Source organism: Anabaena sp. PCC 7938 (assembly GCF_049315035.1).
Lineage (GTDB): Bacteria > Cyanobacteriota > Cyanobacteriia > Cyanobacteriales > Nostocaceae > Anabaena > Anabaena cylindrica.
In genome coordinates this window covers 5,130,786-5,154,504 of the sequence record NZ_CP186034.1, presented here as the reverse complement: position 1 = coordinate 5,154,504, position 23,719 = coordinate 5,130,786, and the positions used below count along the sequence as shown (strand labels likewise).

21 protein-coding genes are annotated in these 23,719 nt (G+C 37.8%); all 21 read left to right on the top strand.

Going from position 1 to position 23,719, the window contains the following annotated elements; all coding sequences use genetic code 11:
• Positions 1 to 60 precede the first annotated feature (60 nt).
• The 21 genes from ACOWPH_RS23190 to ACOWPH_RS23090 all read left to right on the top strand — a co-directional run bounded on the left by ACOWPH_RS23190 (position 61) and on the right by ACOWPH_RS23090 (position 23,665).
• Positions 61 to 966, top strand: coding sequence for a hypothetical protein (locus tag ACOWPH_RS23190; protein WP_015212469.1), 906 nt, complete (start codon positions 61 to 63; stop codon positions 964 to 966).
• A gap of 198 nt (positions 967 to 1,164) precedes the next feature.
• A complete protein-coding gene (locus ACOWPH_RS23185) occupies positions 1,165 to 2,319 on the top strand; it encodes a phage tail sheath family protein (protein WP_015212468.1) in 1,155 nt (384 codons plus the stop codon).
• A 143-nt stretch (positions 2,320 to 2,462) separates the two neighbouring features.
• A complete protein-coding gene (locus tag ACOWPH_RS23180) occupies positions 2,463 to 3,617 on the top strand; it encodes a phage tail sheath family protein (protein ID WP_015212467.1) in 1,155 nt (384 codons plus the stop codon).
• Positions 3,618 to 3,641: 24 nt separating this feature from the next.
• Positions 3,642 to 4,085: a phage tail protein gene (locus tag ACOWPH_RS23175; protein WP_015212466.1), complete on the top strand. Its 444-nt coding sequence runs from the start codon at positions 3,642 to 3,644 to the stop codon at positions 4,083 to 4,085.
• Positions 4,086 to 4,096: 11 nt separating this feature from the next.
• Positions 4,097 to 4,459: a hypothetical protein gene (locus tag ACOWPH_RS23170; protein WP_015212465.1), complete on the top strand. Its 363-nt coding sequence runs from the start codon at positions 4,097 to 4,099 to the stop codon at positions 4,457 to 4,459.
• Complete coding sequence (locus tag ACOWPH_RS23165) at positions 4,459 to 4,623, top strand: DUF6760 family protein (protein WP_015212464.1); 165 nt, start codon at positions 4,459 to 4,461, stop codon at positions 4,621 to 4,623. Before ACOWPH_RS23170 ends, ACOWPH_RS23165 begins: the two co-directional genes overlap by 1 nt.
• A gap of 140 nt (positions 4,624 to 4,763) precedes the next feature.
• The gene (locus ACOWPH_RS23160; protein WP_015212463.1) at positions 4,764 to 5,231 is read left to right on the top strand and encodes a phage tail protein; all 468 of its coding nucleotides are present in this window, start codon (positions 4,764 to 4,766) and stop codon (positions 5,229 to 5,231) included.
• Positions 5,232 to 5,290: 59 nt separating this feature from the next.
• Complete coding sequence (locus tag ACOWPH_RS23155; RefSeq protein WP_422665628.1) at positions 5,291 to 6,712, top strand: hypothetical protein; 1,422 nt, start codon at positions 5,291 to 5,293, stop codon at positions 6,710 to 6,712.
• Between the two features lie 160 nt (positions 6,713 to 6,872).
• Entirely contained in the window at positions 6,873 to 7,277 is a 405-nt protein-coding gene (locus tag ACOWPH_RS23150) for a hypothetical protein (RefSeq protein WP_422665627.1), read from the top strand.
• A 160-nt stretch (positions 7,278 to 7,437) separates the two neighbouring features.
• On the top strand, positions 7,438 to 8,739 hold the full coding sequence (locus ACOWPH_RS23145; RefSeq protein WP_422665626.1) for a hypothetical protein: 1,302 nt from the start codon (positions 7,438 to 7,440) through the stop codon (positions 8,737 to 8,739).
• On the top strand, positions 8,730 to 9,383 hold the full coding sequence (locus ACOWPH_RS23140; RefSeq protein WP_015212461.1) for a LysM peptidoglycan-binding domain-containing protein: 654 nt from the start codon (positions 8,730 to 8,732) through the stop codon (positions 9,381 to 9,383). Before ACOWPH_RS23145 ends, ACOWPH_RS23140 begins: the two co-directional genes overlap by 10 nt.
• Positions 9,384 to 9,395: 12 nt before the next feature.
• Positions 9,396 to 10,463, top strand: a complete 1,068-nt coding sequence (locus ACOWPH_RS23135) for a phage late control D family protein (RefSeq protein ID WP_015212460.1) — start codon at positions 9,396 to 9,398, stop codon at positions 10,461 to 10,463.
• Positions 10,460 to 11,167, top strand: coding sequence for a phage baseplate assembly protein V (locus ACOWPH_RS23130; RefSeq protein WP_015212459.1), 708 nt, complete (start codon positions 10,460 to 10,462; stop codon positions 11,165 to 11,167). Before ACOWPH_RS23135 ends, ACOWPH_RS23130 begins: the two co-directional genes overlap by 4 nt.
• Complete coding sequence (locus ACOWPH_RS23125) at positions 11,167 to 11,553, top strand: GPW/gp25 family protein (RefSeq protein ID WP_015212458.1); 387 nt, start codon at positions 11,167 to 11,169, stop codon at positions 11,551 to 11,553. The genes ACOWPH_RS23130 and ACOWPH_RS23125 overlap by 1 nt, the downstream gene beginning before the upstream one ends.
• Before the next feature lie 6 nt (positions 11,554 to 11,559).
• Complete coding sequence (locus ACOWPH_RS23120) at positions 11,560 to 15,138, top strand: putative baseplate assembly protein (RefSeq protein ID WP_015212457.1); 3,579 nt, start codon at positions 11,560 to 11,562, stop codon at positions 15,136 to 15,138.
• A gap of 2 nt (positions 15,139 to 15,140) precedes the next feature.
• A complete protein-coding gene (locus ACOWPH_RS23115; protein ID WP_015212456.1) occupies positions 15,141 to 16,124 on the top strand; it encodes a hypothetical protein in 984 nt (327 codons plus the stop codon).
• Positions 16,106 to 17,995 (top strand): phage tail protein, encoded by a 1,890-nt coding sequence (locus tag ACOWPH_RS23110; protein WP_015212455.1) that lies wholly within the window; start codon positions 16,106 to 16,108, stop codon positions 17,993 to 17,995. The genes ACOWPH_RS23115 and ACOWPH_RS23110 overlap by 19 nt, the downstream gene beginning before the upstream one ends.
• Positions 17,996 to 18,028: 33 nt before the next feature.
• Positions 18,029 to 18,457, top strand: coding sequence for a hypothetical protein (locus ACOWPH_RS23105; protein ID WP_015212454.1), 429 nt, complete (start codon positions 18,029 to 18,031; stop codon positions 18,455 to 18,457).
• A 231-nt stretch (positions 18,458 to 18,688) separates the two neighbouring features.
• Positions 18,689 to 20,512, top strand: a complete 1,824-nt coding sequence (locus ACOWPH_RS23100) for an eCIS core domain-containing protein (protein ID WP_015212453.1) — start codon at positions 18,689 to 18,691, stop codon at positions 20,510 to 20,512.
• A 138-nt stretch (positions 20,513 to 20,650) separates the two neighbouring features.
• Positions 20,651 to 21,169, top strand: a complete 519-nt coding sequence (locus ACOWPH_RS23095) for a PsbP-related protein (protein WP_280514228.1) — start codon at positions 20,651 to 20,653, stop codon at positions 21,167 to 21,169.
• A gap of 309 nt (positions 21,170 to 21,478) precedes the next feature.
• Positions 21,479 to 23,665, top strand: a complete 2,187-nt coding sequence (locus ACOWPH_RS23090) for an ATP-binding protein (protein WP_042464408.1) — start codon at positions 21,479 to 21,481, stop codon at positions 23,663 to 23,665.
• Positions 23,666 to 23,719: the final 54 nt, after the last annotated feature.

The window sequence follows — 23,719 nt, the reverse complement described above, 5'->3', positions numbered from 1 at the left end:
ACAGAATTTAAACTTCAACGTTGATCATTCCTAAATTGTTCTCGATCGCCATCGAAAAAAATGCTAAAGCAACAACGATTTAATCATAAAATAGCAATAGCCGGACAAGTTAAGGATGCCATCACAGGCCGGGGTATTCCAGATGCTGTGGTCAAGATTATAGACGCTCCTGATGAGTTTATTAACTTCGTCATCTTCAAGACAAAACTTCTGGGATTGCCAAGTTCATCAATGCAGTGGCGCTCATTCAATGCCAATATCAATCCGCCAAATCCAACTCTACCTCAAGAGATTCAAGACTTTCAAGAACAACTAAGAAATTCTCATTTAAAAAATGTTGATAAACTCAAATTATTTGAGACTCTCCTAGAAGATAGAAAACTCAATAATAGGGATAAATTTCAGGGATTTCAGGAAATCATTGACTATTTTCCTTATAACGCAAAAGCCAAAAACTCCCAACTAGGACGGACTCAAACAATCTCTGATGGTTGGTTCTATTTTATGGATTTACCAGATGGATTATATCAATTAGAAGCATCTTTATCTGATCCTCAAATGCGTTATGCCAAAAGTCAACATCAAATTGAGATTGCTACGAAAAATGTAAAAAATATTAATATTATTAATCAGGATAAAAATCTTGATATATTTGATACTATTAACAGAGTAAAGTTAGAATTAAAACCAACAACACTTCTAGGAAAAATCACGAATGCTGATGAGAAAGAAGCGATTGGTATGGCTAAAGTGCAGATTCAAGGGAGTAAAGAATACACGTTTAGCTCCACTGAAATCATTAAACAATCACAGGGAGAATGGAACTATCGACTTATTGGCATAGAAGCCAGAAATACTCCCATCACAGTAATAGTTTCAGCCAAAGGATATCCCATAAAACAAAAACAAATCAATCTGCAAACAGGCGAAGTGAAATCATTAGATTTCCAGTTAACCACCAATTGAGATTTGCTCAATTATAAACCACGTCTACTTTGAAACCAATAGTTTTTTCGTAATCGAGTTTGGTTCCTAAATCCTATACTCTTCGCTATTGACAGTTCCCTGTTCCCTTTTGAAAAACTCCAGTTCTCAACTTGGACGAGGTTTAAATTGCGGTTGTCTGTACGATCATCATAAATTATCAACAAAGGAAAAAATATCATGCCCACCTATCATACCCCCGGTGTTTATGTTGAAGAAGTTTCTTCAGGTTTAGCACCTATTGCCGGTGTAGGAACAAGTACGGCTGGCTTTATTGGTATCATCACTCTTGCTGCGGCTAGTACAGGTGTGGAAGCTGAAATAATTCCCACTCCTGATGGTGAAGTAAAACTCTGTACAAACTTCACTGAATTTAAGAAATATTTTGGTGACTTCTCCACGAACTCCGGGCAAAATATCCTCGCTCATACTGTTTATGGCTTCTTCAGAAATGGAGGAACAAGGTGTTTTGTTACTTGGATAAAAGAAGAAGTAAACCTAGACACAGCCCTGGATAAATTTGAAGCAGTTGATGAAATTGCCATTGTTGTAGCTCCTGGAATTACCAGCAAAACAGCCCTAGATAAAATTAATACTCATTGCCGTAATTTAGGCGATCGCTTTGCAATTTTGGACATAGAAGAAGATATCCCCATTGACTCAGAGCAACTAAAACCCGGTAGTGCTAAACTGCTAGGAAACTCAGACTATGCGGCGGTATACTACCCCTGGATTCAAGTCTTTGATCCAGTAAGCAAAGGACTAATATTCGTTCCTCCCAGTGGACACATTGCCGGTGTTTATGCTCGTGTAGACGATAAAAGAGGCGTTCATAAAGCACCAGCTAACGAACCAATTCTAGGCGCAGTAGGCTTAAAGCAAGACATCAGCAAATCCAAACAAGCACCCCTGAACGAAGATGGTATCAATTGCATTCGCAATCTCAATGGTAACATCCGCATTTGGGGAGCGCGGACTTTAGGAGCAGGAAAAGATAATCCTGACTTCAAATATATTAATATTCGTCGTCAATTTAATTACCTGCGCGAGTCAATTGATGAAGGAACTCAATGGGTAGTTTTTGAACCCAATACACCAGAACTTTGGGCAAAGATTCGCCGGAATGTTACCGCATTCCTCACTAATGAATGGCGCAAAGGTGCATTATTTGGAACAACTGTCGAAGAAGCATTCTTCGTCAAGTGCGATGCAGAAAATAACCCTATGGACACTCGCAAACTTGGTCAAGTGGTGACAGAAATTGGTGTAGCGGTAATTGAACCAGCAGAATTTGTCATCTTCCGCATTAGTCAACTTGTAGATGAGCAAAAATAACTGATTGACCAGCGTTGCTCCCTTTGAGGTATGAACGTGATTTTTGGATGTTAAAACTTTTGTAGACACTTTCCATGACACCTAAAATTCATACTTTGTTTTAGCAACACCAATTGACCTACTATCCCAAAATTGATTAACCTATGCAGACATCTACACACCTACAATTAACCGCCCCTGGTGTATATTTACAAAATATTCCTTCTCCACCAGGTAAGGATTTACTGACAGGTGTTCCGGTGTTTTTGGGGCTGTCTCAGTTTAACAATGCTCAGAAAAATGGTGTTTCCATACCGAAAATGCTCACACTGTGGACTCAATTTGTGCAGTATTTTGGTAAGCCATTAACTGATAGTTATTTAGCCCATGCAGTACGAGGTTTTTTTGAAAATGGTGGTCGTCTGTGTTATGTCTTTTCTGTACCAGATAACACCCTCTCTGGATTGCAAACTGGATTACAGGCTATAGAATCACTAGATGCCATCGATCTAGTATGTGCGCCTGACATTATGCAAAACTCTCCCGCAGAGGCTATGGAAATGCAGAGAGCCGTCCTGGAGCATTGTGATAGAATAGGTGATCGCTTTGCCATTCTTGATGCCTTCAATATCCCCAACATTGAAGATATCAAAACTCTGAAAGCACAACAACAAGGATTAATTGGTGATCATGGTGCGCTTTATGCTCCCTGGCTGCAAATAGAAAACGCTTCCTGTTACATTCCTCCTTGCGGTCATATTGCTGGAATTTATGCCCGTAATGATTCAGAAGTTGGAGTTTATCGCGCTCCAGCTAACTATTTACTTGAAGGAGTTTTGGATTTAAGTCTTTTATTTGCCGATGCAGATTGGCAAACCTTAAATTCAGAAACTTCAGCTGGAGTTAACTGTATTCGCAGTTTTAGAAGTAGGGGAATTCGCATTTGGGGTTCACGTACCTTAAGCCAAAATCCCGAATGGCAATATATCAACATTCGTCGTTTAAAGATTACTGTCCTGCGGTGGGTAGAACGCAATTTGGCTGATGTTATCTTTGAACCAAATAACACCGATTTATGGAATCGGATAGAACGAGAATTAACAGTTTACTGTGAATCTCTGTGGGAACAAGGAGCTATTCATGGAGATTCTCCAGAAGAGGCTTTTTATGTCAAATGTAACGAAGAAACAAACCCGCCAGAAATCCGCAAAACCGGACAGATAGTGACAAAAATTGGTTTAGCACCCACTACTCCCAGTGAATTTATTGTTATTTCCTTAGTTCACGGTAGTAGCGGCGTTAAATTTGTCGAATCATAATAATTTACTTCAGGAGCAATTATCATGCCTAACATCAAAGACACTCATGATCCATTTGCTGGTTATAATTTCTGGGTAGAATGGGATGGCATTGTCCATGCTGGCTTTAGAGAATGTAGTGGGTTAAATGCTACTAGAGCAGTCATCGAATATCGAGAAGGTACTGATAAAACCCTGGGACAACGGAAAGTTCCTGGTTTGAATAGTTTTAGTAATATTAGTCTCAAGCGAGGAATTACTGATAACGATGAATTGTGGAAATGGCACAAAGACCTGATAGATGGTAAAGAAATTGAGCGTAAAAACGTTTCGATTATTCTTGCCGATGATCAAGGTGAAGAAAAAATCCGTTGGAACTTGGAAAATTGCTGGCCTACCACTTGGACTGGTCCTGATTTTAATGCTACTGCGAGCGAAATAGCCATAGAATCACTCGAATTTGTTCACGAAGGAATAACCGTTGGTTAATGTGAGGAAAAATGCACCAGACTGAATTTCTTTTTACCCTACCTCGTGGTTATCTCGATGCACAAGGAAACCTTCATCGAGAAGGAGTTATGCGGCTATCAACAGCCTACGATGAAATAGCCCCTCTACGGGACCCCAGGGTACAAAGAAATCCTGGTTATCTGGTGATTATTCTACTGGCACGAGTAATTACTAAGCTAGGAACTTTAGACCAACTCAATACCAAAACTATTGAGGAATTATTTTCTGGCGACTTGGTTTACCTGCAAGATTTTTACCAACGAATTAACCAAAATGGCCATACTCGCTTTCAGGTAGCCTGTCCCCATTGTGAGGGAGAATTTGAAGTAGAAACTTCTCCAGTGGGGGAGTAATTTGCTACCCCTCAGAACGTTTACTAGAGGAGGTAGCTTATCTTTCCTATCACTTTAACTGGTCTTATGACCAAGTAATGAACATGGAACACTGGGAAAGACAACAGTGGGTGGCTCAAGTTGCTCGAATTAATCAGCAAATTAATCAACCATCAGGTAACTAGGGGTATGTAACAAAATTTAAAATCCCTGAAAGTCTCTTCCCTCTTACCTTTTGCTTTGCCATAACGACAATTTTTACCGCCCACTTACTCAGTAACGGATTTGAGTTTTAGCACTTGTTTTCAATCAAAGGGAGATATTTATGGCAAAAGCACAAAAAAAAGGGGGAGGAAATTCTCAAGATAAGCCCCATGATCCCTATATGGGGTTCAATTTTATGGTAGAAATTGAGGGTTTGACAGTAGGTGGCTTTTCAGAAGTTACAGGGTTAAATAGTAAAATTGAACTGGAAACTTATGTTGAAGGTGGGGTTCATCACCGCGTTCATCAGTTTCCTAAATACATGACCTATCCTAATTTGGTTTTGGTGCGAGGACTGGGGGAAAGGGATGATTTATGGAAGTGGTATGAAGATGTTACTAGAGGTAAAATTCGTCTCTTAAATGGCACAATTATGGTGCGAGATAGTCAGCAGTCTAAATTAATTGCATGGAATTTTAAAAAAGCCTATCCAGTTGCTTGGGATGGTCCACAATTGAATGCTAGTAATGGGACACAAGTTGCTTTTGAACGCCTAGAATTAGTCCATAGAGGAGTGTATAAAGCTTAGTAAAATGGAGGGCAAAATTTGATGATAGATTCTAATTATTAAAAGAGTTTAAATCTAAAATGACATCTAATTATTTACCACCATGGCAAAAATATCTTAATCCAAAACTTGTCAATCGACTTAATAAGCTGTTGACAAAACCGGGGATTATCAATAATGGGATGGCAAGAAAGATTATTGAGCGATCACCTGATCTTATTGATCGACTTCCTCTACTTGCTCAACAAATGCAGCGTTGGTCAACAACTATTGAGTTAAATTCAGAATCAATACCTATTGTTTACGTTCAAAATCAAGATCAGAAAAGTCAAACATTAGAAACACAAACCACTAACTATGGTTCTTCATACTCTAATATAGTCCCAGTTAATAAGCAACTTCCAGTTGTAAAAGCTAAAGTAATTACAGTTAAAGAAACTTCTTTGGAAAATCAGCGAACACAACCAACAGAATTAGTTTTAAAAACAGATAATTCTTTACCTAACCTAGCCAAAAATACTGCTTCTCAACAAGAAAGTCCAGCAATAGATCTTTCGCCTAATAAAACTTTTATTTCTAAATCATTAATATCATCGAATCCAATAAGACCAACCAGTAATATTTCAGAAATTCCAATTCAACGTAAGTTAGATACAGAATCATCTTCAGCTTTAACTTTACCTGTAGTGAAAGTAGATGCTGATAAATTACCTCAGAATACATTCTTAAACTTAAATTCAGAAATTCCTGTAGTTAGTCAAATATTTCAACCAACGATATCAGAAACAACTCCACAACAACCTTTAGTTAATGTTGAAAGTTTATCATCTTCAGAAATTCCAATTCAACGTAAGTTAGATACAGAATCATCTTCAGCTTTAACTTTACCTGTGGTGAGAGTAGATGCTGATAAATTACCTCAGAATACATCCTTAAATTTAAATTCAGAAATTCCTGTAGTTAGTCAAATATCTCAACCAACGATATCAGAAACAACTCCACAACAACCTTTAGTTAATGTTGAAAGTTTATCATCTTCAGAGATTCCAATTCAACGTAAGTCAGATACAGAATCATCTTCAGCTTTAACTTTACCTATGGTGAAAGTAGATGCTGATAAATTACCTCAGAATACATCCTTAAACGTAAGTTCAGAAATTCCTGTAGTTAGCCAAATATTTCAACAACCTTTAGTTAATGTTGAAAGTTTATCATCTTCAGAGATTCCAATTCAACGTAAGTCAGATACAGAATCATCTTCAGCTTTAACTTTACCTGTGGTGAAAGTAGATGCTGATAAATTACCTCAGAATACATCCTTAAATTTAAATTCAGAAATTCCTGTAGTTAGCCAAATATCTCAACCAACGATATCAGAAACAACTCCACAACAACCTTTAGTTAATGTTGAAAGTTTATCATCTTCAGAGATTCCAATTCAACGTAAGTCAGATACAGAATCATCTTCAGCTTTAACTTTACCTGTGGTGAGTAGATGCTGATAAATTACCTCAGAATACATCCTTAAATTTAAATTCAGAAATTCCTGTAGTTAGCCAAATATCTCAACAACCTTTAGTTAATGTTGAAAGGTTATCATCTTCAGAAATTCCAATTCAACGTAAGTTAGATACAGAATCATCTTCAGCTTTAACTTTACCTGTGGTGAAAGTAGATGCTGATAAATTACCTCAGAATACATCCTTAAATTTAAATTCAGAAATTCCTGTAGTTAGCCAAATATCTCAACAACCTTTAGTTAATGTTGAAAGGTTATCATCTTCAGAAATTCCAATTCAACGTAAGTTAGATACAGAATCATCTTCAGCTTTAACTTTACCTGTGGTGAAAGTAGATGCTGATAAATTACCTCAGAATACATCCTTAAATTTAAATTCAGAAATTCCTGTAGTTAGTCAAATATCTCAACCAACGATATCAGAAACAACTCCACAACAACCTTTAGTTAATGTTGAAAGTTTATCATCTTCAGAGATTCCAATTCAACGTAAGTCAGATACAGAATCATCTTCAGCTTTAACTTTACCTGTGGTGAGTAGATGCTGATAAATTACCTCAGAATACATCCTTAAATTTAAATTCAGAAATTCCTGTAGTTAGCCAAATATCTCAACAACCTTTAGTTAATGTTGAAAGGTTATCATCTTCAGAAATTCCAATTCAACGTAAGTTAGATACAGAATCATCTTCAGCTTTAACTTTACCTATGGTGAGAGTAGATGCTGATAAATTACCTCAGAATACATCCTTAAATTTAAATTCAGAAATTCCTGTAGTTAGCCAAATATCTCAACAACCTTTAGTTAATGTTGAAAGGTTATCATCTTCAGAAATTCCAATTCAACGTAAGTTAGATACAGAATCATCTTCAGCTTTAACTTTACCTGTGGTGAGAGTAGATGCTGATAAATTACCTCAGAATACATCCTTAAATTTAAATTCAGAAATTCCTGTAGTTAGCCAAATATCTCAACCAACGATATCAGAAACAACTCCACAACAACCTTTAGTTAATGTTGAAAGTTTATCATCTTCAGAGATTCCAATTCAACGTAAGTCAGATACAGAATCATCTTCAGCTTTAACTTTACCTGTGGTGAAAGTAGATGCTGATAAATTACCTCAGAATACATCCTTAAATTTAAATTCAGAAATTCCTGTAGTTAGCCAAATATCTCAACAACCTTTAGTTAATGTTGAAAGGTTATCATCTTCAGAAATTCCAATTCAACGTAAGTTAGATACAGAATCATCTTCAGCTTTAACTTTACCTATGGTGAGAGTAGATGCTGATAAATTACCTCAGAATACATCCTTAAATTTAAATTCAGAAATTCCTGTAGTTAGCCAAATATCTCAACAACCTTTAGTTAATGTTGAAAGTTTATCAGCGCATATTAATCATCAAAATTCTCTTTCAAATTCAACAACACCAAATCAACAAAAATTAGAAAATGAAAATAACGTAAAAAATACAGTATTAGCTTATTCCCAACCCAGAAGCAGTAAATCAAATTTAAATGAGTCAATGCTTTTATCAAAGGAGTTTAAAGAAAAAAAACCTTCAGTTATAACTGAACAGGTAGAAAATATGACTCAAGTTAATTTACCAGTTGTACAAGTCAATTCTGAATCATATTTGCTTGAATTTGAACCATTAGTATTATCTCATTATCCTATTACTAAACGAAGGGCAAATAACGTAAATAATAGTCAATTAAGTCACCAGACAAACTTGATGACAACAGCTAATTATAATGGAACATCATCCATTTATGAACAAACATCCATAACTAATAGTATTCCCTCCAATCAAACAACAATTACATCAACTTCATCTATTAATTCTCAACATCCTCTAGTCAATCAAAGTACCCAAAGCTCTATTGCTGGAATGAGTCTACCACCTCAGATTGATGTTGATGCTTTGGTAGAGAAAGTAGAGCGTAAAATTATGCGGAGATTAGTTGTAGAAAGCGAACGAAGAGGTAAAAGAAAATGGCGCTAGAAAAACTAAAAATTAAAGCAGAGAAAAGCAATGATGGAGATTTTGCTGATGAAATCGAAGTATTATTTAATCCTAACCAGGTACAAATTAATAAAACTGGTTGGAACATAAGTGATAAAGGATTGACTGCTGCTAATGATTTAGCAAGTTTAACAATAGAGTTATTCTTTGATACCACTCTTACAGGTTCTCCCCCAGAAAATGTCCAGCAATATACGAAGAAAATTTTTAATTTGACTCAACCGAGAATTGGGACGAGTAGTAAAAGACCACCTCGATGTAAGCTTGTTTGGGGAACAATTGGGGGTAAAGATAGTGTTTTGTTACCCGATGGTGTTTTAGAAAGTGTGACTAAAACTTTGACTCAGTTTCTAGAGGATGGTACACCCGTCCGAGCGACACTTAATTGTACATTTAGAGAGTGGACAGAGCCAGAAAAACAACAAAAAGAAGAAAATTTAATAGATGATCCGGTTCGCATTGTTAAACGCGGAGAAACCCTAAGCAGTATTGCTAATGAAGAATATGGAGATCCGGCTTTATGGCGCATAATTGCTGAAGAAAATCGGCTAGATAATCCCCGTAAAATATCGCCTGGGTTAGTTCTAACGATTCCACCTTTGCGAATTCCTAGTCAAACTTAGAGGAGAAGAAATATGTCTGATTATGGTGGTGTAAAAACCCTTTCTCCTAATATGAGAGTTCTGATTCAAGGACAAAAGCTTTCTACTGAAGCTAGTGCAGATTTAATTTCTGTAAAAGTCTTTGAAGATGTAGAAGTACCAAGTATGTTTACTTTAGAATTTACCAGTTGGGATTTAGCTAAAGGTAAACTAACTTGGATTGATGATAATTTGTTTGATATTGGTAACGAAGTAGAAATTCAAATGGGTTATGAGAATAAATTAAAGACAGTAATTGTGGGAGAAATTACAGGTTTAGAACCAGAGTTTAGCCAAAATTGTCCACCAATATTAGTAGTAAGGGGACATGATATGCGTCACCGTTTATTGCGTGGATCTAAAACAAAATCTTATGCGAAAATGAAAGATAGTGATATTGCTAGTCAGATTGCTAGAGATAGGGGATTAACACCAAAAGTTAAAGATAGCGAGGTTAAACACGAATACGTTTTGCAGCATAATCAAACGGATTGGGATTTTTTACAAACTCGTGCAGAACGTATTGGCTATGAAGTAGTTATTGATAATAAAACATTATATTTTCAACCGCCTCAGAATGATGGACAAAAAATTTTAACCTTAAAATTTCAAGAAAATTTACGTGATTTTTTACCGCGTTTGAGTAGCATGGGACAGGTAGAAGAAGTGGAAGTACGTGGGTGGATACCTAAAGATAAAGAAGAAGTTATGGGTAAAGCTGCGGCGGGTAAAGAAGGTAGTAAAATGGGTGGGAAAACTACTGGAGCCAAAGCAGTGGAAAGCTTTGGTAAATCTGTTTCTACAGTAGTTAGTCAACCTGTATCCAGCAAAGCCGAAGCTGATCAAATAGCTTTAGGACAGTTTAAAGATATGGCGATCGCCTATATTACTGCTGAAGGTACTTGTGCCGGAATTCCTACTTTGAGAATTGCTAAAGTCATCGAAGTGACTGGAGTAGGAAAGCGATTCAGTGGAATGTATTATGTTATCTCAACCGAACATAATTACTCAGAGTCTCAGGGTTATAATACGCTATTTACTGCTAGGAGAACTGCCTCATGATCGGAATAGATTTGTTAATGCCTGAAGACAGCAGTTCTCGTTTTTATGGCGTGACAATTGCTGTTGTTACTAATATTAAAGACCCTGATGGGGTAGGGCGAATTAAAGTAAAATTCCCCTGGTTATCAGATGAAGATGAGAGTGCTTGGGCCAGGGTACTTACGCCAATGGCTGGAGAAGATCGCGGCTTTTACTTTTTACCCGAAGTAGATGATGAAGTTTTAGTAGCTTTTGAACATGGAGATATGGCGTTTCCTTATATTTTAGGAAGCTTATGGAATGGTAAGGATAAACCGCCTTTAAAAAATGATGATGGTGAAAATAATATCCGTATGATTAAATCCCGTAGCGGTCATAAGATTATTTTAGATGATACTGAAGATAAAGAAAAAATTATTATCCAAGATAAAAGTGGTAAAAACAAAATAACAATTGATTGTGAGAAAAATTCCCTGAGTATTCAAATAGAAGAAGACATAAATATTGAAGCCAAGGGAAAAATTACCATTAAAAGTACAGATAAAGATATTGCAATTGAATGCAAAAATCTAGAAATTAAAACTCAACAAGAATGCAAAATTGAAGCCGGATCAAATTGCAATATTCAGGCTAAATCTAAAGCGGAATTTGCAGCTAAATCAGGCTTAGAAATTACTTGTGCTGCGGGGGTAAAAGTCAATAATGGGGCGTTGGAGGTGATGTAATGGATATTGATTTTTTAGGCGTAGGTTGGACTTATCCTGTGCAGTTTAACGAGCAGGGACAAGTTTTGATGGCCAAGTACGAAGATTGCGTTCGTCAGTCCATTTGGGCGATTTTGAGTACCGCTAGAGGTGAACGTGTAATGCGTCCAAATTTTGGCTGTCGGATTCATGATCGCGTTTTTGCACCCAACAGCGCCGGAACAGTGGGTGAAATCATTAGTGATGTGCGATCAGCTTTGGTGGAATGGGAACCCCGCATAGATGTTTTAGATATTGATCTACTCTCTCATCCATCTCAACCTAATGTGCTGCACATTTCTATTAATTACCAAGTTCGCACCACTAATAATTCATTTAATCTAGTTTATCCATTTTATTTACAGTAGCAAATTATGTCTATTCCTCCACCCAAAATCGACCAGCGTAGCTATCAAGATTTAGTTGAACAAGCCCAAGCGTTAGCCAAGAAATATACTGGTAAAGATTTTAGTCAACCAGATGCAAGTTCAGCACTAATTCGGATTTTCAGCCGCATGGCTACAGCGGTGAGCGATCGCTTAAATTGCGTTCCTGATCGCAACTTGCTAGCATTTCTCAACTTAATTGGGACTCAACAAACTCCACCCCAACCCGCTAGAGTACCTCTCACCTTTAGTTTAGCTCAACGTAGTCCCGTAGATGCCCTAGTTCCCGCACATACCCAAGTTTCTGCCGCTCCTTTGGATGGCGAAAAAGAAGAAATTATCTTTGAAACCGAACAGGATTTGTTAGTAACTGGAACCAAGCTACAAGCCTTGTTTGTCGTAGAAGATCGGGATTACTACAGCGATCGCACAGAACACACTGTTCCTGCTACTGCTCACCTCAATGAACCATTTTTAGCATTCCGTGGACACCTACCCGTTGAACATTATCTTTATCTCAATTGTGAAGAAATTTTCAAGATCACAGCATTAACGACTGCGACTATCATCATTAATACTGATAGTCCAGAAAGTGCTATTAAACTCAAAGAATTGCTGCAAGTTTGGTCTTATTGGGATCAAAAGCAATGGCAAACTTTAGCTAATGTTCAAATCCAAGAAAATGCAGCCCAATTAACTGTGACGTTGACTGAATTACCTAAATTGATGCCTGTAGAAATCAACGGGCAGAAAGCCCAATGGTTACAAGTTACTTTAAAACCTCACAAACGGGAAAATTTACCAGAAATCACTCAAATTAATATTAGTGTCCATATCAATCAGACCAAAACTCCAAAACTATGTTTATTTAACAATACTTCCCTAGATTTAAGCAAAGATTTTTACCCTTTTGGTACAACACCTCTACATAATGATACTTTTTCTATTCCTCTAGCTGATGAATTTATTAAACCTGGAGTTATTATACTAATTAATGCTCATTTGAGTCATGCGCCGAGTTACACCGATGATTTAGAAATTACTTGGGAAATAGGCGACGGACAAGAGTGGCAAATCATTGAAAAAACAACTAGTAAAAATAAATTTAAATGGAATCGCAATTCATCACCCATTAAGTTTATAGAAACTAGCACGGCAGCCACATTTCAGTTTCCCCAAACTTTACCAAATTTAGATAGTAATCAGATAGAAAATCATTATTGGTTGCGGGCGAGAATTACCAATGGTCTTTATGGCAAAAAAGGTAGAGAAAGAAAATATGTTGTATATAACGATGTCACCATAGTTTCCCAAAACATTGCCTCTGGACAATCAGAAATATACGTTGATAGTGTAGATGAATTAGAAATTGACGACATTATTCGCCTTCAGTCTTCTGGCGGTGAAATTCTGCAAGAAGAAATTAAAATCATCGGCAAAGTAGAGGCAGAAAGAAAGTTAATTTTGGAGAATAACACGCGGAACGCCTACAAAGCAGGGAGTCGAGTTTTAAGTAAATTTGTTATGGCGGAAAACACTTCCGATACCTTTGATCCGCCTGTCCTGCAATCGGTGAGTATAACTTATAAATTTGCTCTAGAAAAACCTGCTTTTTATTGTGCGTATAATGACTTTATTTATTGTGAAAGTAGTCCTTTATTATTGAGGTTATCTCAAGCCACTAAACAAGGGGAAACTATTGTACATCTGGATGATGTCAGTCAATTAAAAATAGGTGAGTTTGTTAAATTTGATGATAATAATTCCGAAAAAAAGCAAATTGAACTAATTGATGGCGATCGCAACTTAGTTATCTTGACGAAACCACTAAATTACGATCATCAACGAGCAGGTAAAGTCATTCGTTGTTTTCACCCTTTAACACCCCAACTTAATCCCAATTCAGCAGTTTATTTAGGATTTAATAAACCATTTTCTAATCGTCCCAACAGTATTTACTTACAAGTAGAACCGCCAAAACAGGAAGAAGTTACACCCAACGCTAACCGGGGACTAACAGACATTAATTTACAGAGAATTGCTTGGGAATATGCTAGCCCCAACGGATGGCAACCCTTAATTGTCCAGGATGAAACCCAAGCCCTTGTACAGAAAGGCTTAATTCAATTTATCGGACCGACAGATTTGATTCCATCACCCTACTTTGGTCAAGAACTTTATTGGTTACGTGGGAGGAAACAGCCAAATAATTCCCAAAACCTGCCCTTGACCTATTTCTTTAAGTGGGCATTAGAATTTCAACGGTTAAAATTATATGGATTAATGCGCTATCTATGCGGACAATTAGCCTTTTCCGCTGATTTTCCCGTACCTCCTCGCCTCCGTTCTGTTCGTACTAATACTATTTGGGCAACTCAAACTATTACTTTAGAAAATGAGGTTTTAGGTTCTAGTAATAACGAGCTTAAACAAGTATTTGCTACCACTCATTTCCCTATCCTTCTAGGACAAAAATTAGAAATTCAAGAAGGAAAAATACCACCTGATGAAGAGCGCCAAATTATTGAACAAAAATCGGGAGGTATTGCACCTATTGAAGATGAAACAGGTCGGTTAGTAGAAGTTTGGATACCTTGGGAAGAAGTACCAGACTTTTATAGTTCTGCACCTAAAGACCGTCATTATATTGTTGATCGTCAAACTGGGAGAATTTATTTTGGTGATGGACAAGCGGGGATGATTCCACCAAGAGGACGTAACAACATCCGTCTGAGTAAATATTGTACCGGAGGTGGTAATAAAGGTAATCGCGCTGCTCAAACAATTGTGGAACTTAAAACCACTATCCCCTATATAGACAGCGTAATTAACTGGGAAAATGCCACAGGAGGCAGCGAGCAGGAATCATTGGATAAACTCAAAGAGCGATCGCCCCAACGACTACGCCACCGTAATCGCGCCGTCACAGCCCAGGATTTTGAAGATTTAGCCTATGAAGCATCTATAGATATAGCCAGGGTCAAAATCATCACCCCAGAAATGATGTTTCCCGATTACAACCCTTTGCTAGAAGAACTATGGCTAAAGCCTGATGGTACACCTGAGAAAGTCATAGAGGGAAATGAGATCCAAGTTTTCAACGGCGAAATTCGCGGTGGTCGGGTTTTAGCCATCATTGTTCCTTACGGTCGAGAACGTCAACCTACCCCCACACTAGCCTTACTCAATCGTGTCAGGAATTATTTACAAACTCGATTTGTTCCCACAATGACACTGCTGGTATCCGGTCCTAAATGGCAAGAAATCAGAGTAATTACCGAAATTGTCCCTGTTTCTGTAGAAAATGCCGATGCGGTGAAAGTAGCTGTGAGCGATCGCATACATAGTTTTCTCCATCCCCTTACAGGAGGCGACTACGGACGCGGATGGAATTTTGGACGTAAACCGCATCATTCCGATCTCTATGCTGTCCTGGAAAAAGTACCAGGGGTAAGCTACATCCGCGCCCTAGATATCCAACCCACCGATGCAGTCATTGATATCCAGACCTTGATTTACTCAGGTCAGCATATCATCACCTTAAAACTACCCCAAGACACAGATTAACTATGCCATTACCCTTAACCAACCTAGACGATCACCCATATTCCGACTTAGTACAAGAAGCCATTAGCCTCATTCCCAGCGAAGCCCCGGAATGGACAGATCACAACCCCTCGGATACAGGAATTATCCTCATTGAATTATTCGCCTGGTTAACAGAAATGGTGCTGTATCGCACTAACCAAATTCCTGATCGCAACCAAGCCGCCTTTTTAACACTGCTCAAAGGAAAACCTTGGACATTACCAGAAGGAAAATCCACCAGTGAGCAGAATGCCATTTTGCAAGCAGAAATCCAGAAAACACTAGCACAAATACGGCAACGCTACCGAGCCGTCACCGTCAAAGACTTTGAGCAACTTATATTATTTGACTGGTTGCAAACCAGAACAGCGAAAGCCTTGGGGGATGCTGCCATCATGGTACGAGTGAACTGCTTACCAGAACGGGATTTAGAACACTCAGATGTTAACCAGCTATTTGAAGCACATATTACCTTAGTCGTGTTACCCAAAATCAAAAGCCCAGATAGTGAAAATATCCAAAAAACACTTAAAAGATTTCTTGATCAACGCAGACTCATTAGCACCCGCATCCACATTGTTGAACCTAACTATGTGAAAATAAAAATTGCTGCCATCCTATATTTACATGATAGTGCCAATTTTCCGTCAGTCCAAGCAGAAGTAACCAGGCGAATAGAAGTTTTTTTTAATCCTTTCCCTTGCCCAGATTATTGGCAAAATCAAGGTTATCCCTTTGGCAGAGATATTTATATTTCCGAACTTTATGAATTATTAGATGATTTACCAGGGGTTGATTATGTTGAAGAAATTCAAATTACCGAATTTGCAGAAGATCGGCAGAAATTAAATGAACAAAATCAACTAATCGGTATTTCTTTACAAAAACATGAACTAGTTACAGTAGAAATTGGACAAATTTCCACAATGCAACGTTTAGGAGACAAATGGAAAAGGAACAACTAAGTAGTTATTTAGAATATCTACCAGCTTATCTGGAAACAGATCCCTTTGTAGGTAGATTTTTACTCGCCTTTGAAGGCATCCTCAGTGGCTTTTCTGAAGAACAAACAGATTTTACCCCCCAAATTGTTGACCAAAACACAGAAATATCTTGGGGTTTAGAAACGCTAATTGATCAAATTCACACCTACTTTGACCCCCAACAAACCCCAGGAGAATTTTTACCCTGGTTAGCCGGATGGGTGGCTTTGAGTTTGCGGGATGATTGGGATGAGAAAACCAAACGCCAATTTATTAGTAACATAGTTCCCCTGTATCAAATTCGGGGGACAGTTCCCGGTATGAGAAAAATGCTGGAAATTTATTTAGAAAGTTCCGGTTTGAGTTATCCAGAACGGACGATTTCTATCTTTGAATTTGACCAAAAACCTCATTATTTTCAAGTTCAACTCGCCTTACCCAGTAATCAAGTTATTCACCCAGAGAGATATTGGCGAGAATTCCGCATTGCTAAAGGAATTATTGACCAAGAAAAACCCGCCCATACTTATTATGCTTTGAGAATCTTAACACTCACCATGCAAATCACCCAAGCATGGGGAAGTTGTTACCCCTTTATTTTATTTGATGCACCGCCGCAACAGAAATTCAAAATTGAGGCCAGGATTAAACTTAATGATTACCCTTCAGGAGATGACCTAGAAAAAGAAATATTAATCCGCATTCAAGGAAAAAACTTACTCTTAGAACCGAATGGGAGCCAAATGGGTCCCCATGTCAGACAAACTGTATTTTATCAGCAATTTATTGGCAATCCTGATGGTTTTTTTATTGCCCTTGCCAATTTGAGCGATCGCCAACTTACTGGCAAAATTACCGTTCAAGTTAACTTTAATCTTAACCATCAACAATATTCCCACATTATATTTGATTCTGTACCCTTTGATCTAGAACCTAACTTAAGAATTTATCGCCCCCTGAATCAATTAGAATTAATGCCGGGAAATACGCGTCTAGATTCAGAACCAGAGGAAACCCTAAATATAAGTGAAGAACCCCCCTTAAACATTCATCAACCGCAAATCAAATGGATAGACGGTAATACTCGCCTTGGTGATAGAGTCGGTCAAACCATGCGTTTAGTTCATGATGCCAGGTTAAGAATTTACAAACCTAGACAATTATGGCAAAACATGGAAGGTAATACACGTTTAGGAAACCAAGTCGGTGCATCCTTGCAAATTCCCACAGGTGCGGATAATTCCCAATTAAAAATTTACCGTCGCCATCAAGAAAACAAAATTGGTAATACATTTATCGGAACTAAAATCGGCGCAACCATGCGACTCGTTCCTAACTCCCAATGGTTAGAAAGAATTTATCGCTTTAAATTATTTGATTCCCCAGTTAAAAAGAAAATAGAAATAGAAGCAATTGTCGAACTCACAGGAGTAGCAGAAAACGAAGGCGAGAAAATAGCCAGACTTTTAACATTAAGAATTCAATCTTGTACTTCCACCTTTAGACCCTTAATGCCAGACTTAGAATTTTCTGCCCAAGGACTGCGTGCCACACACAAAGTCAGCTATCAGCAATTTATAGATAATCCGAAAGGCTTTTATGTAGTCGTATCCAACATCAATGACCGCCCAGTTTCAGGAAAAATCACCATCAAACTTAACTTTAATCTCAATCAAAAACCAGTTTCCCAAGTGATTTTGGAACAAGAGTTTCATTTGAGTCCCAGAGTGAATGTACTAGAAATTTGTCGCTTGAATAATAACGGACAAGTAGAAGGTAACACCATCATTGGTAGAGTCACCCCGCAAATGCTCAGGGATGCCACCATGAAAGAAGAAGCTTGGGTAGATTAATAAAAAAGCATTCAAATTTTTATCTCGATTATTATGGCTGACTATATTTTAACCACAGGCGACATCGCCATGTTTAACCCCCCATTTGGACAAGCAATTGTCACCGTAATTCCTGGTAATATAGTGGGGTCTAGTAAAAACATGATTAACAAAAAAATGGTGTGTGTAGATGGCGATGAAAAAAGCGTCATTGTTCCCGGCTGTCCTTATATGACTCCATCACATCCCATTCCCGGTGCAGGAATCCTTTCCATAGAATCCCTCGCCCCTAATCAAAAAGCCCTGAGAACCAAATGTAACGGGAAACCAGTTTTACTCAAAGGAAGTACATTTAAAGCCAAATTTCAAGTTCTTGTTCCCGCCCAGCAACCTACACCCGGCGGACCTATTCCCGATCCCACACCCCAATATTCTGGAACTGGAAGTTTCATCACTACTAACTTTCGAGTTAAAGGAACATAAATTAACTAATACCAGTTCTCTTTTAGCAATTTATTCTTGCACAAATTGAAAGTTTGATGACCAATATTCACCTTCACACCCAATACTTTTCGGTTAAGCGCAAAAAATATAATTATGTAGGTTGGGTTGACGATAGGAAACCCAACATTATCGCTTAACCCAACCTACGAAAACTCTTAACCGAACAGTCTTCACATTCACACCCGCCATTAAAAAGTAGAGGCTAATATTATGGGTACTTTGCGACAACGCCAAACCAAAAAGACCAAACCCACGGACCCCTCAAAAGCCACATCTAACAACAACCGGGATATTCATCCAGCAGAAAAACTACAAGAAGTATTCAGTAATAGGGCGTTAGGTCGGCTGATTTCGTCCCAAAGTTTGCCAAATCAACCAATAGATAACTCATCAATTCAGCGTCGTCCTTTATTTCGTGGTTTGTCCCATGAATTAACAGCTAATAGACAAGGTTCTCCCGTACAGACCAAACTGGCAGTTAATCAAGTCGGGGATAAATATGAACAAGAAGCTGATAGAGTAGCTGCACAAGTGGTTAAGCAGATAAATTATCCTGTTTCCTCATCATCAGCTAACCCAGAAATTGCGGCTATTCAAAGCCAAAAATTGATGAGAAAATCTGCGTCTCATGGCACACAGAGAATTGTACAGCCTGATGTAGAAACATCTATTCAAAAAGTAAGAGGTAAAGGACAATCTCTTCCTGAAAATTTACAAGAACCCTTAGAACAAGCATTTAAAGCTGACTTTAGGCAAGTTCGCATCCACACAGACAGCCCAGCCAATCACCTTAATCAATCCCTACAAGCTAAAGCATTTACCACAGGAAAAGATATCTTCTTTCGTCAGGGAGAATATCAACCTAGTAGTCAGCAGGGACAGGAATTAATTGCTCATGAATTAACTCATGTAGTGCAGCAAAACAATGGATTAGTGCAAAGACAGGGGCTAATTCAGAAAAAAACTACAGAAGATAAAAGTAAGGTAATTTCAGAAAGAAACGGAACAACAAAGACCACAGAGAGAGAACAAAAAGCTACTAAAGGTATAGAGACAGAAATTGAGAAAATTAATAAAGCATCTCCAGAACAAATCGAAAAAGCTGTAAAAGTTATGCAGCAAATAGGTTTTTTTGGTGAATCTACTAAGAAAACTCAAGTAGAATCAGATATGCTAAATTACAGTTCCGAAACTTCAATTAAAAAAAGTTTGGGAATAGAGAATGAAGCCGAATTTAAAGTGGTCATGGATATCGTGAATGGCTTTTCGGCGATCGCTACAGTATCTAGCAGTATTGGATTAAGTGCTGAACTTTCTACAGAGCATCAAGCAATAATTGGTCAGTTCAAGGGAGATTTTAAAGCCAAGCTCACTACCTTTATGGGTATTAAGGGATCAGCAAAAGGAGAGGCTAAACTAGGAGCCTTGACAGGTTTAGAGCTATCTGGTGAAGCTGAAGCCAAAGCAGGGGTTGAAGGCAATATAGAAATAGAGTTAAGTGGTGAAATCGGTAATTTAAAAGTAGCGGCTGAGTTATCAGGTGAAGCTTTTGCAGGTGCAGAAGCAAAAGCTGAAGGAAATTTCAGCATTTCCAAAAAAGGAATAAGTGCATCAGGTAAGGCTGAAGCTTTTGCTGGAGTTAGAGCTTCTGCTAAAGGTAGTAAGTCCATCTCATACAAAGGTAAAGTTTTAGTTAAACTTTCCGGCGAGGTAGAGGCACAAGCAGGTATCGGTGGTAAGGTAGAGGGTACTTTTGAATTTAAAGACGGCAAGCTGAAATTAAGCGGTGGTTTAAGCACAACTCTCGGTATTGGTGGTGGTGCAGATGGCGATATAGAAGTAGATGTGAAAGGAATTGGCAAGGCTATTGCTAGCAAGGTTAAAGATAAGATCAAGAACAGAATATTCGCACGTCTTTCAGCAAGAGGACAGAGAACCGCTAACAAAATTTATAAAGGTGGTTCAAAAGTATACAAAAAAGGTAAATCTATCTATAAATCTCTGAAAGATAGCGGATCTGAATCTGACGAATAATGTCTGAATCTTAGTTTGCTTTGAAAGGGGGAAATTTATCAAATTTATCCCCCTGATTGAGCCAGGATCATATACAAGTGTTAAACACCATACGCAAATATTTCATACATCTATCTTTTGAAGTGAAAAACAAGAAATATTCATCACAAAAGCGAGGAAAATATGGCAGAATTACCCCCAATGGCAACTTATTCCCATGAGGAAATCGGAATATCTATTTCCGTACCTGAAAACTGGAGTGGAGAAATTATTAGTGAATTGCAATTTAGAATCTTTGGAGAACCAGAAACTGGTTTTGAAGAGTATTTCGATGAGTATCGTTCTACAATGAGTTACACATTAGCAGAACCTGATAATACTAATTCTGGTTGGTTTGAAACATTGATTAAAGAATCAGTGGAAGAGATGGCACAGGATTATAATGAATTTCAACTAATCAAGGAAGAACAGTTTCAAATAGCAAATCACCCTGCCTATGTAAGATACTATGAGTGGACGGAAGAAAATACGGGGTTGCGGCTATCCCAAGTACAATCTTTAATCAAATTAGATGATTCTGCTTTTTACTTAATCAATGCGGCAACTTTAAAACCATTAGCAGAGAAATATTTACCAATATTTAATGCTATTCTGCAATCAACACAAATTACTAGGTAAAGGGGAAATAATAACAGCAATTTCCCTCTTCTTACTAAGGGGAAGTTTAGGATGCAGTCAAAAAATATTTGATACATTAATCATAACTTTTCACAGCATACACTAGGGCGGGCAATCCCTGTCCTCCCTCACAAGAGTTTTATTATAGCGGTTATTGGTTGAGTGAGGTACAAAAACCCCACCCCCAACCCCCTCCCCGCAAGCGAGGAGGGGGCTATCACATACCTCATGTGATTGGGAAACGCTATATTCATATTTGTATCTCATCTAGATGGAAACTGCTGTAATTTGCAATTGTTAACTAATCTCATGTTTCTTGAAAGTACATTACCCGCGCATATTTGTAACTATAATCAACTCTTGCTGCTTTTAGAAAAATTGGATCAACTACTAGAAAATGCTATAGCAGCCGCCGAAGTTGCTTATGGTTCAGAAGCAGCTAATAACCCCTATCAGGGAATACAAATCAATGACGAAGAAGTAGAAAGGTTGCTCGAAAGAAAACCGGGAATACCAATATTGACGATTAAAGAAACTGCGGTTCAAGAATTTTCTGCTGATATTATTCAGGAAAATTCTCGGTTAGCCTGGCTTCAGGAAATTTTTGGTTTATCAGATTTCGATATCAATATTATAGCGATCGCACTCGCCCCAGAACTAGACCGCCGTTATGAAAGACTTTATGCCTATCTCCAAGATGATGTACGCTGTAAGCGCCCGACGGTAGATTTAGCTTTGAATTTACTCTGTACTTCAGCCATAGAAAAACTAACAAGGCGGGTTCATTTTAGTGCTGATGCGCCTCTTATTCGTCATGGTTTGCTGCACCTTTACCCCGAATCTCATCAAACAGATCCTCCCCTACTTGCCCATAATATTAAACTTGATACACAAGTCATTCAAGTATTGTTAGGAGAAACAGCAATTGACAGCAGACTCCTTTCTTTCTGTCAACTAATTACCCCTAAATTAAATTTAGATCAATTGCCTTTAAAATTTGAAATCAAGCAAGGTTTAATCTCTGTAATCACTACTAATTCGCAAGCAGGTTTACCCCTAAATTTATATTTTCCAGGTGAGGATACATCTGGAAAACGTCATACGGCTGAAGCTATTACCAAGTCATTGCGAGTACCTTTGTTAATCGCCGAATTGGCGCGCATTGCGGAAGCTAAAGCCGAATTTACAACTAATATCAAATTATTATTTCGGGAAGCTTTGTTTAAAAATGCTTTGCTGTATATAGAAGATTTAGACGTTTTGCAAACGAAAGAAAATGCTATTTTATATGACAGCTTTATCCAGCAGTTAAAAGCATATCCTATAGTTACTATTATCGCTGGTGTGAAAGCTGGGGTAAATACGGCGACTAAAGCCATAGAAGTGATGACGATTCCTTTTGTAATGCCCAATTTTGAGCAGCGTCGTTTTTATTGGCAAAATTACTTACAAGCCGCAGATATTACCCTTAATGATATAGAATTGGATAGTTTGAGCGATCGCTTTCGTCTCACTTCTGAACAAATTGCCAATGCTGTGGCAACGGCTACTAATCAAGCAGGCTGGGAAAGTGCGGTATTAGGGTTTACTGACACCAAACTTACTTCACAACAACCCATATCATTAACTGATTTATTTACCGCTGCCAGAGGATTATCAGGACAGGATTTAGCTACCCTAGCGCGGCACATTCAGCCTAAATATGCTTGGGAAGATATTGTATTACCAGATAATCAAAAGAATTTATTGAGAGAAATCTGCAATCAAGTCAAGCACCAACATTTAGTTTGGGAAAAGTGGGGTTTTGAAAGTAAATTATCACTGGGAAGAGGACTAAATGTCATGTTTTCTGGAACATCAGGTACAGGTAAAACAATGGCTGCGGAAATCATTGCCCAAGAATTACAACTTGATTTGTATAAAATTGATTTATCCCAAGTTGTTAGTAAATATATTGGTGAAACAGAAAAAAACCTCAATCATATTTTTACTGCTGCTACCAACGCTAATGCTATTCTTTTATTTGATGAAGCAGATGCCCTATTTGGTAAGCGCAGTGAAGTAAAAGATGCCCATGATCGTTATGCTAATTTGGAAATAAGTTACCTATTACAGAAAATGGAAGAGTATGAAGGTATAACCATTCTCACAACCAATCTACGCATGAATATGGATGATGCTTTTGTGCGGCGACTACGGTTTATTGTTGAATTTCCATTTCCTAATGAAAAACAACGATACCAGATTTGGCAGAAAATATTTCCTACCAGCGCACCCTGTAGTCCTGAAATAGATTTAAATTTCCTAGCCCGTAATTTTGAACTTACAGGAGCGAATATTCGTAATATTGCCTTAACAGCCGCATTTCTATCTGCTGATGATAGCAATCAGATTGAGATGTCTCACTTAATTCAAGCAATACGTCGTGAATATCAAAAAATGGGCAAAATTCTCAAGGATAAAGAATTAGGTAGAGTTGGCTCAAATTCTTTCTGAATAAGCTTTCTACTTTTTTATCTGCGTCGAACTCACATTAAAATGACAACTTGG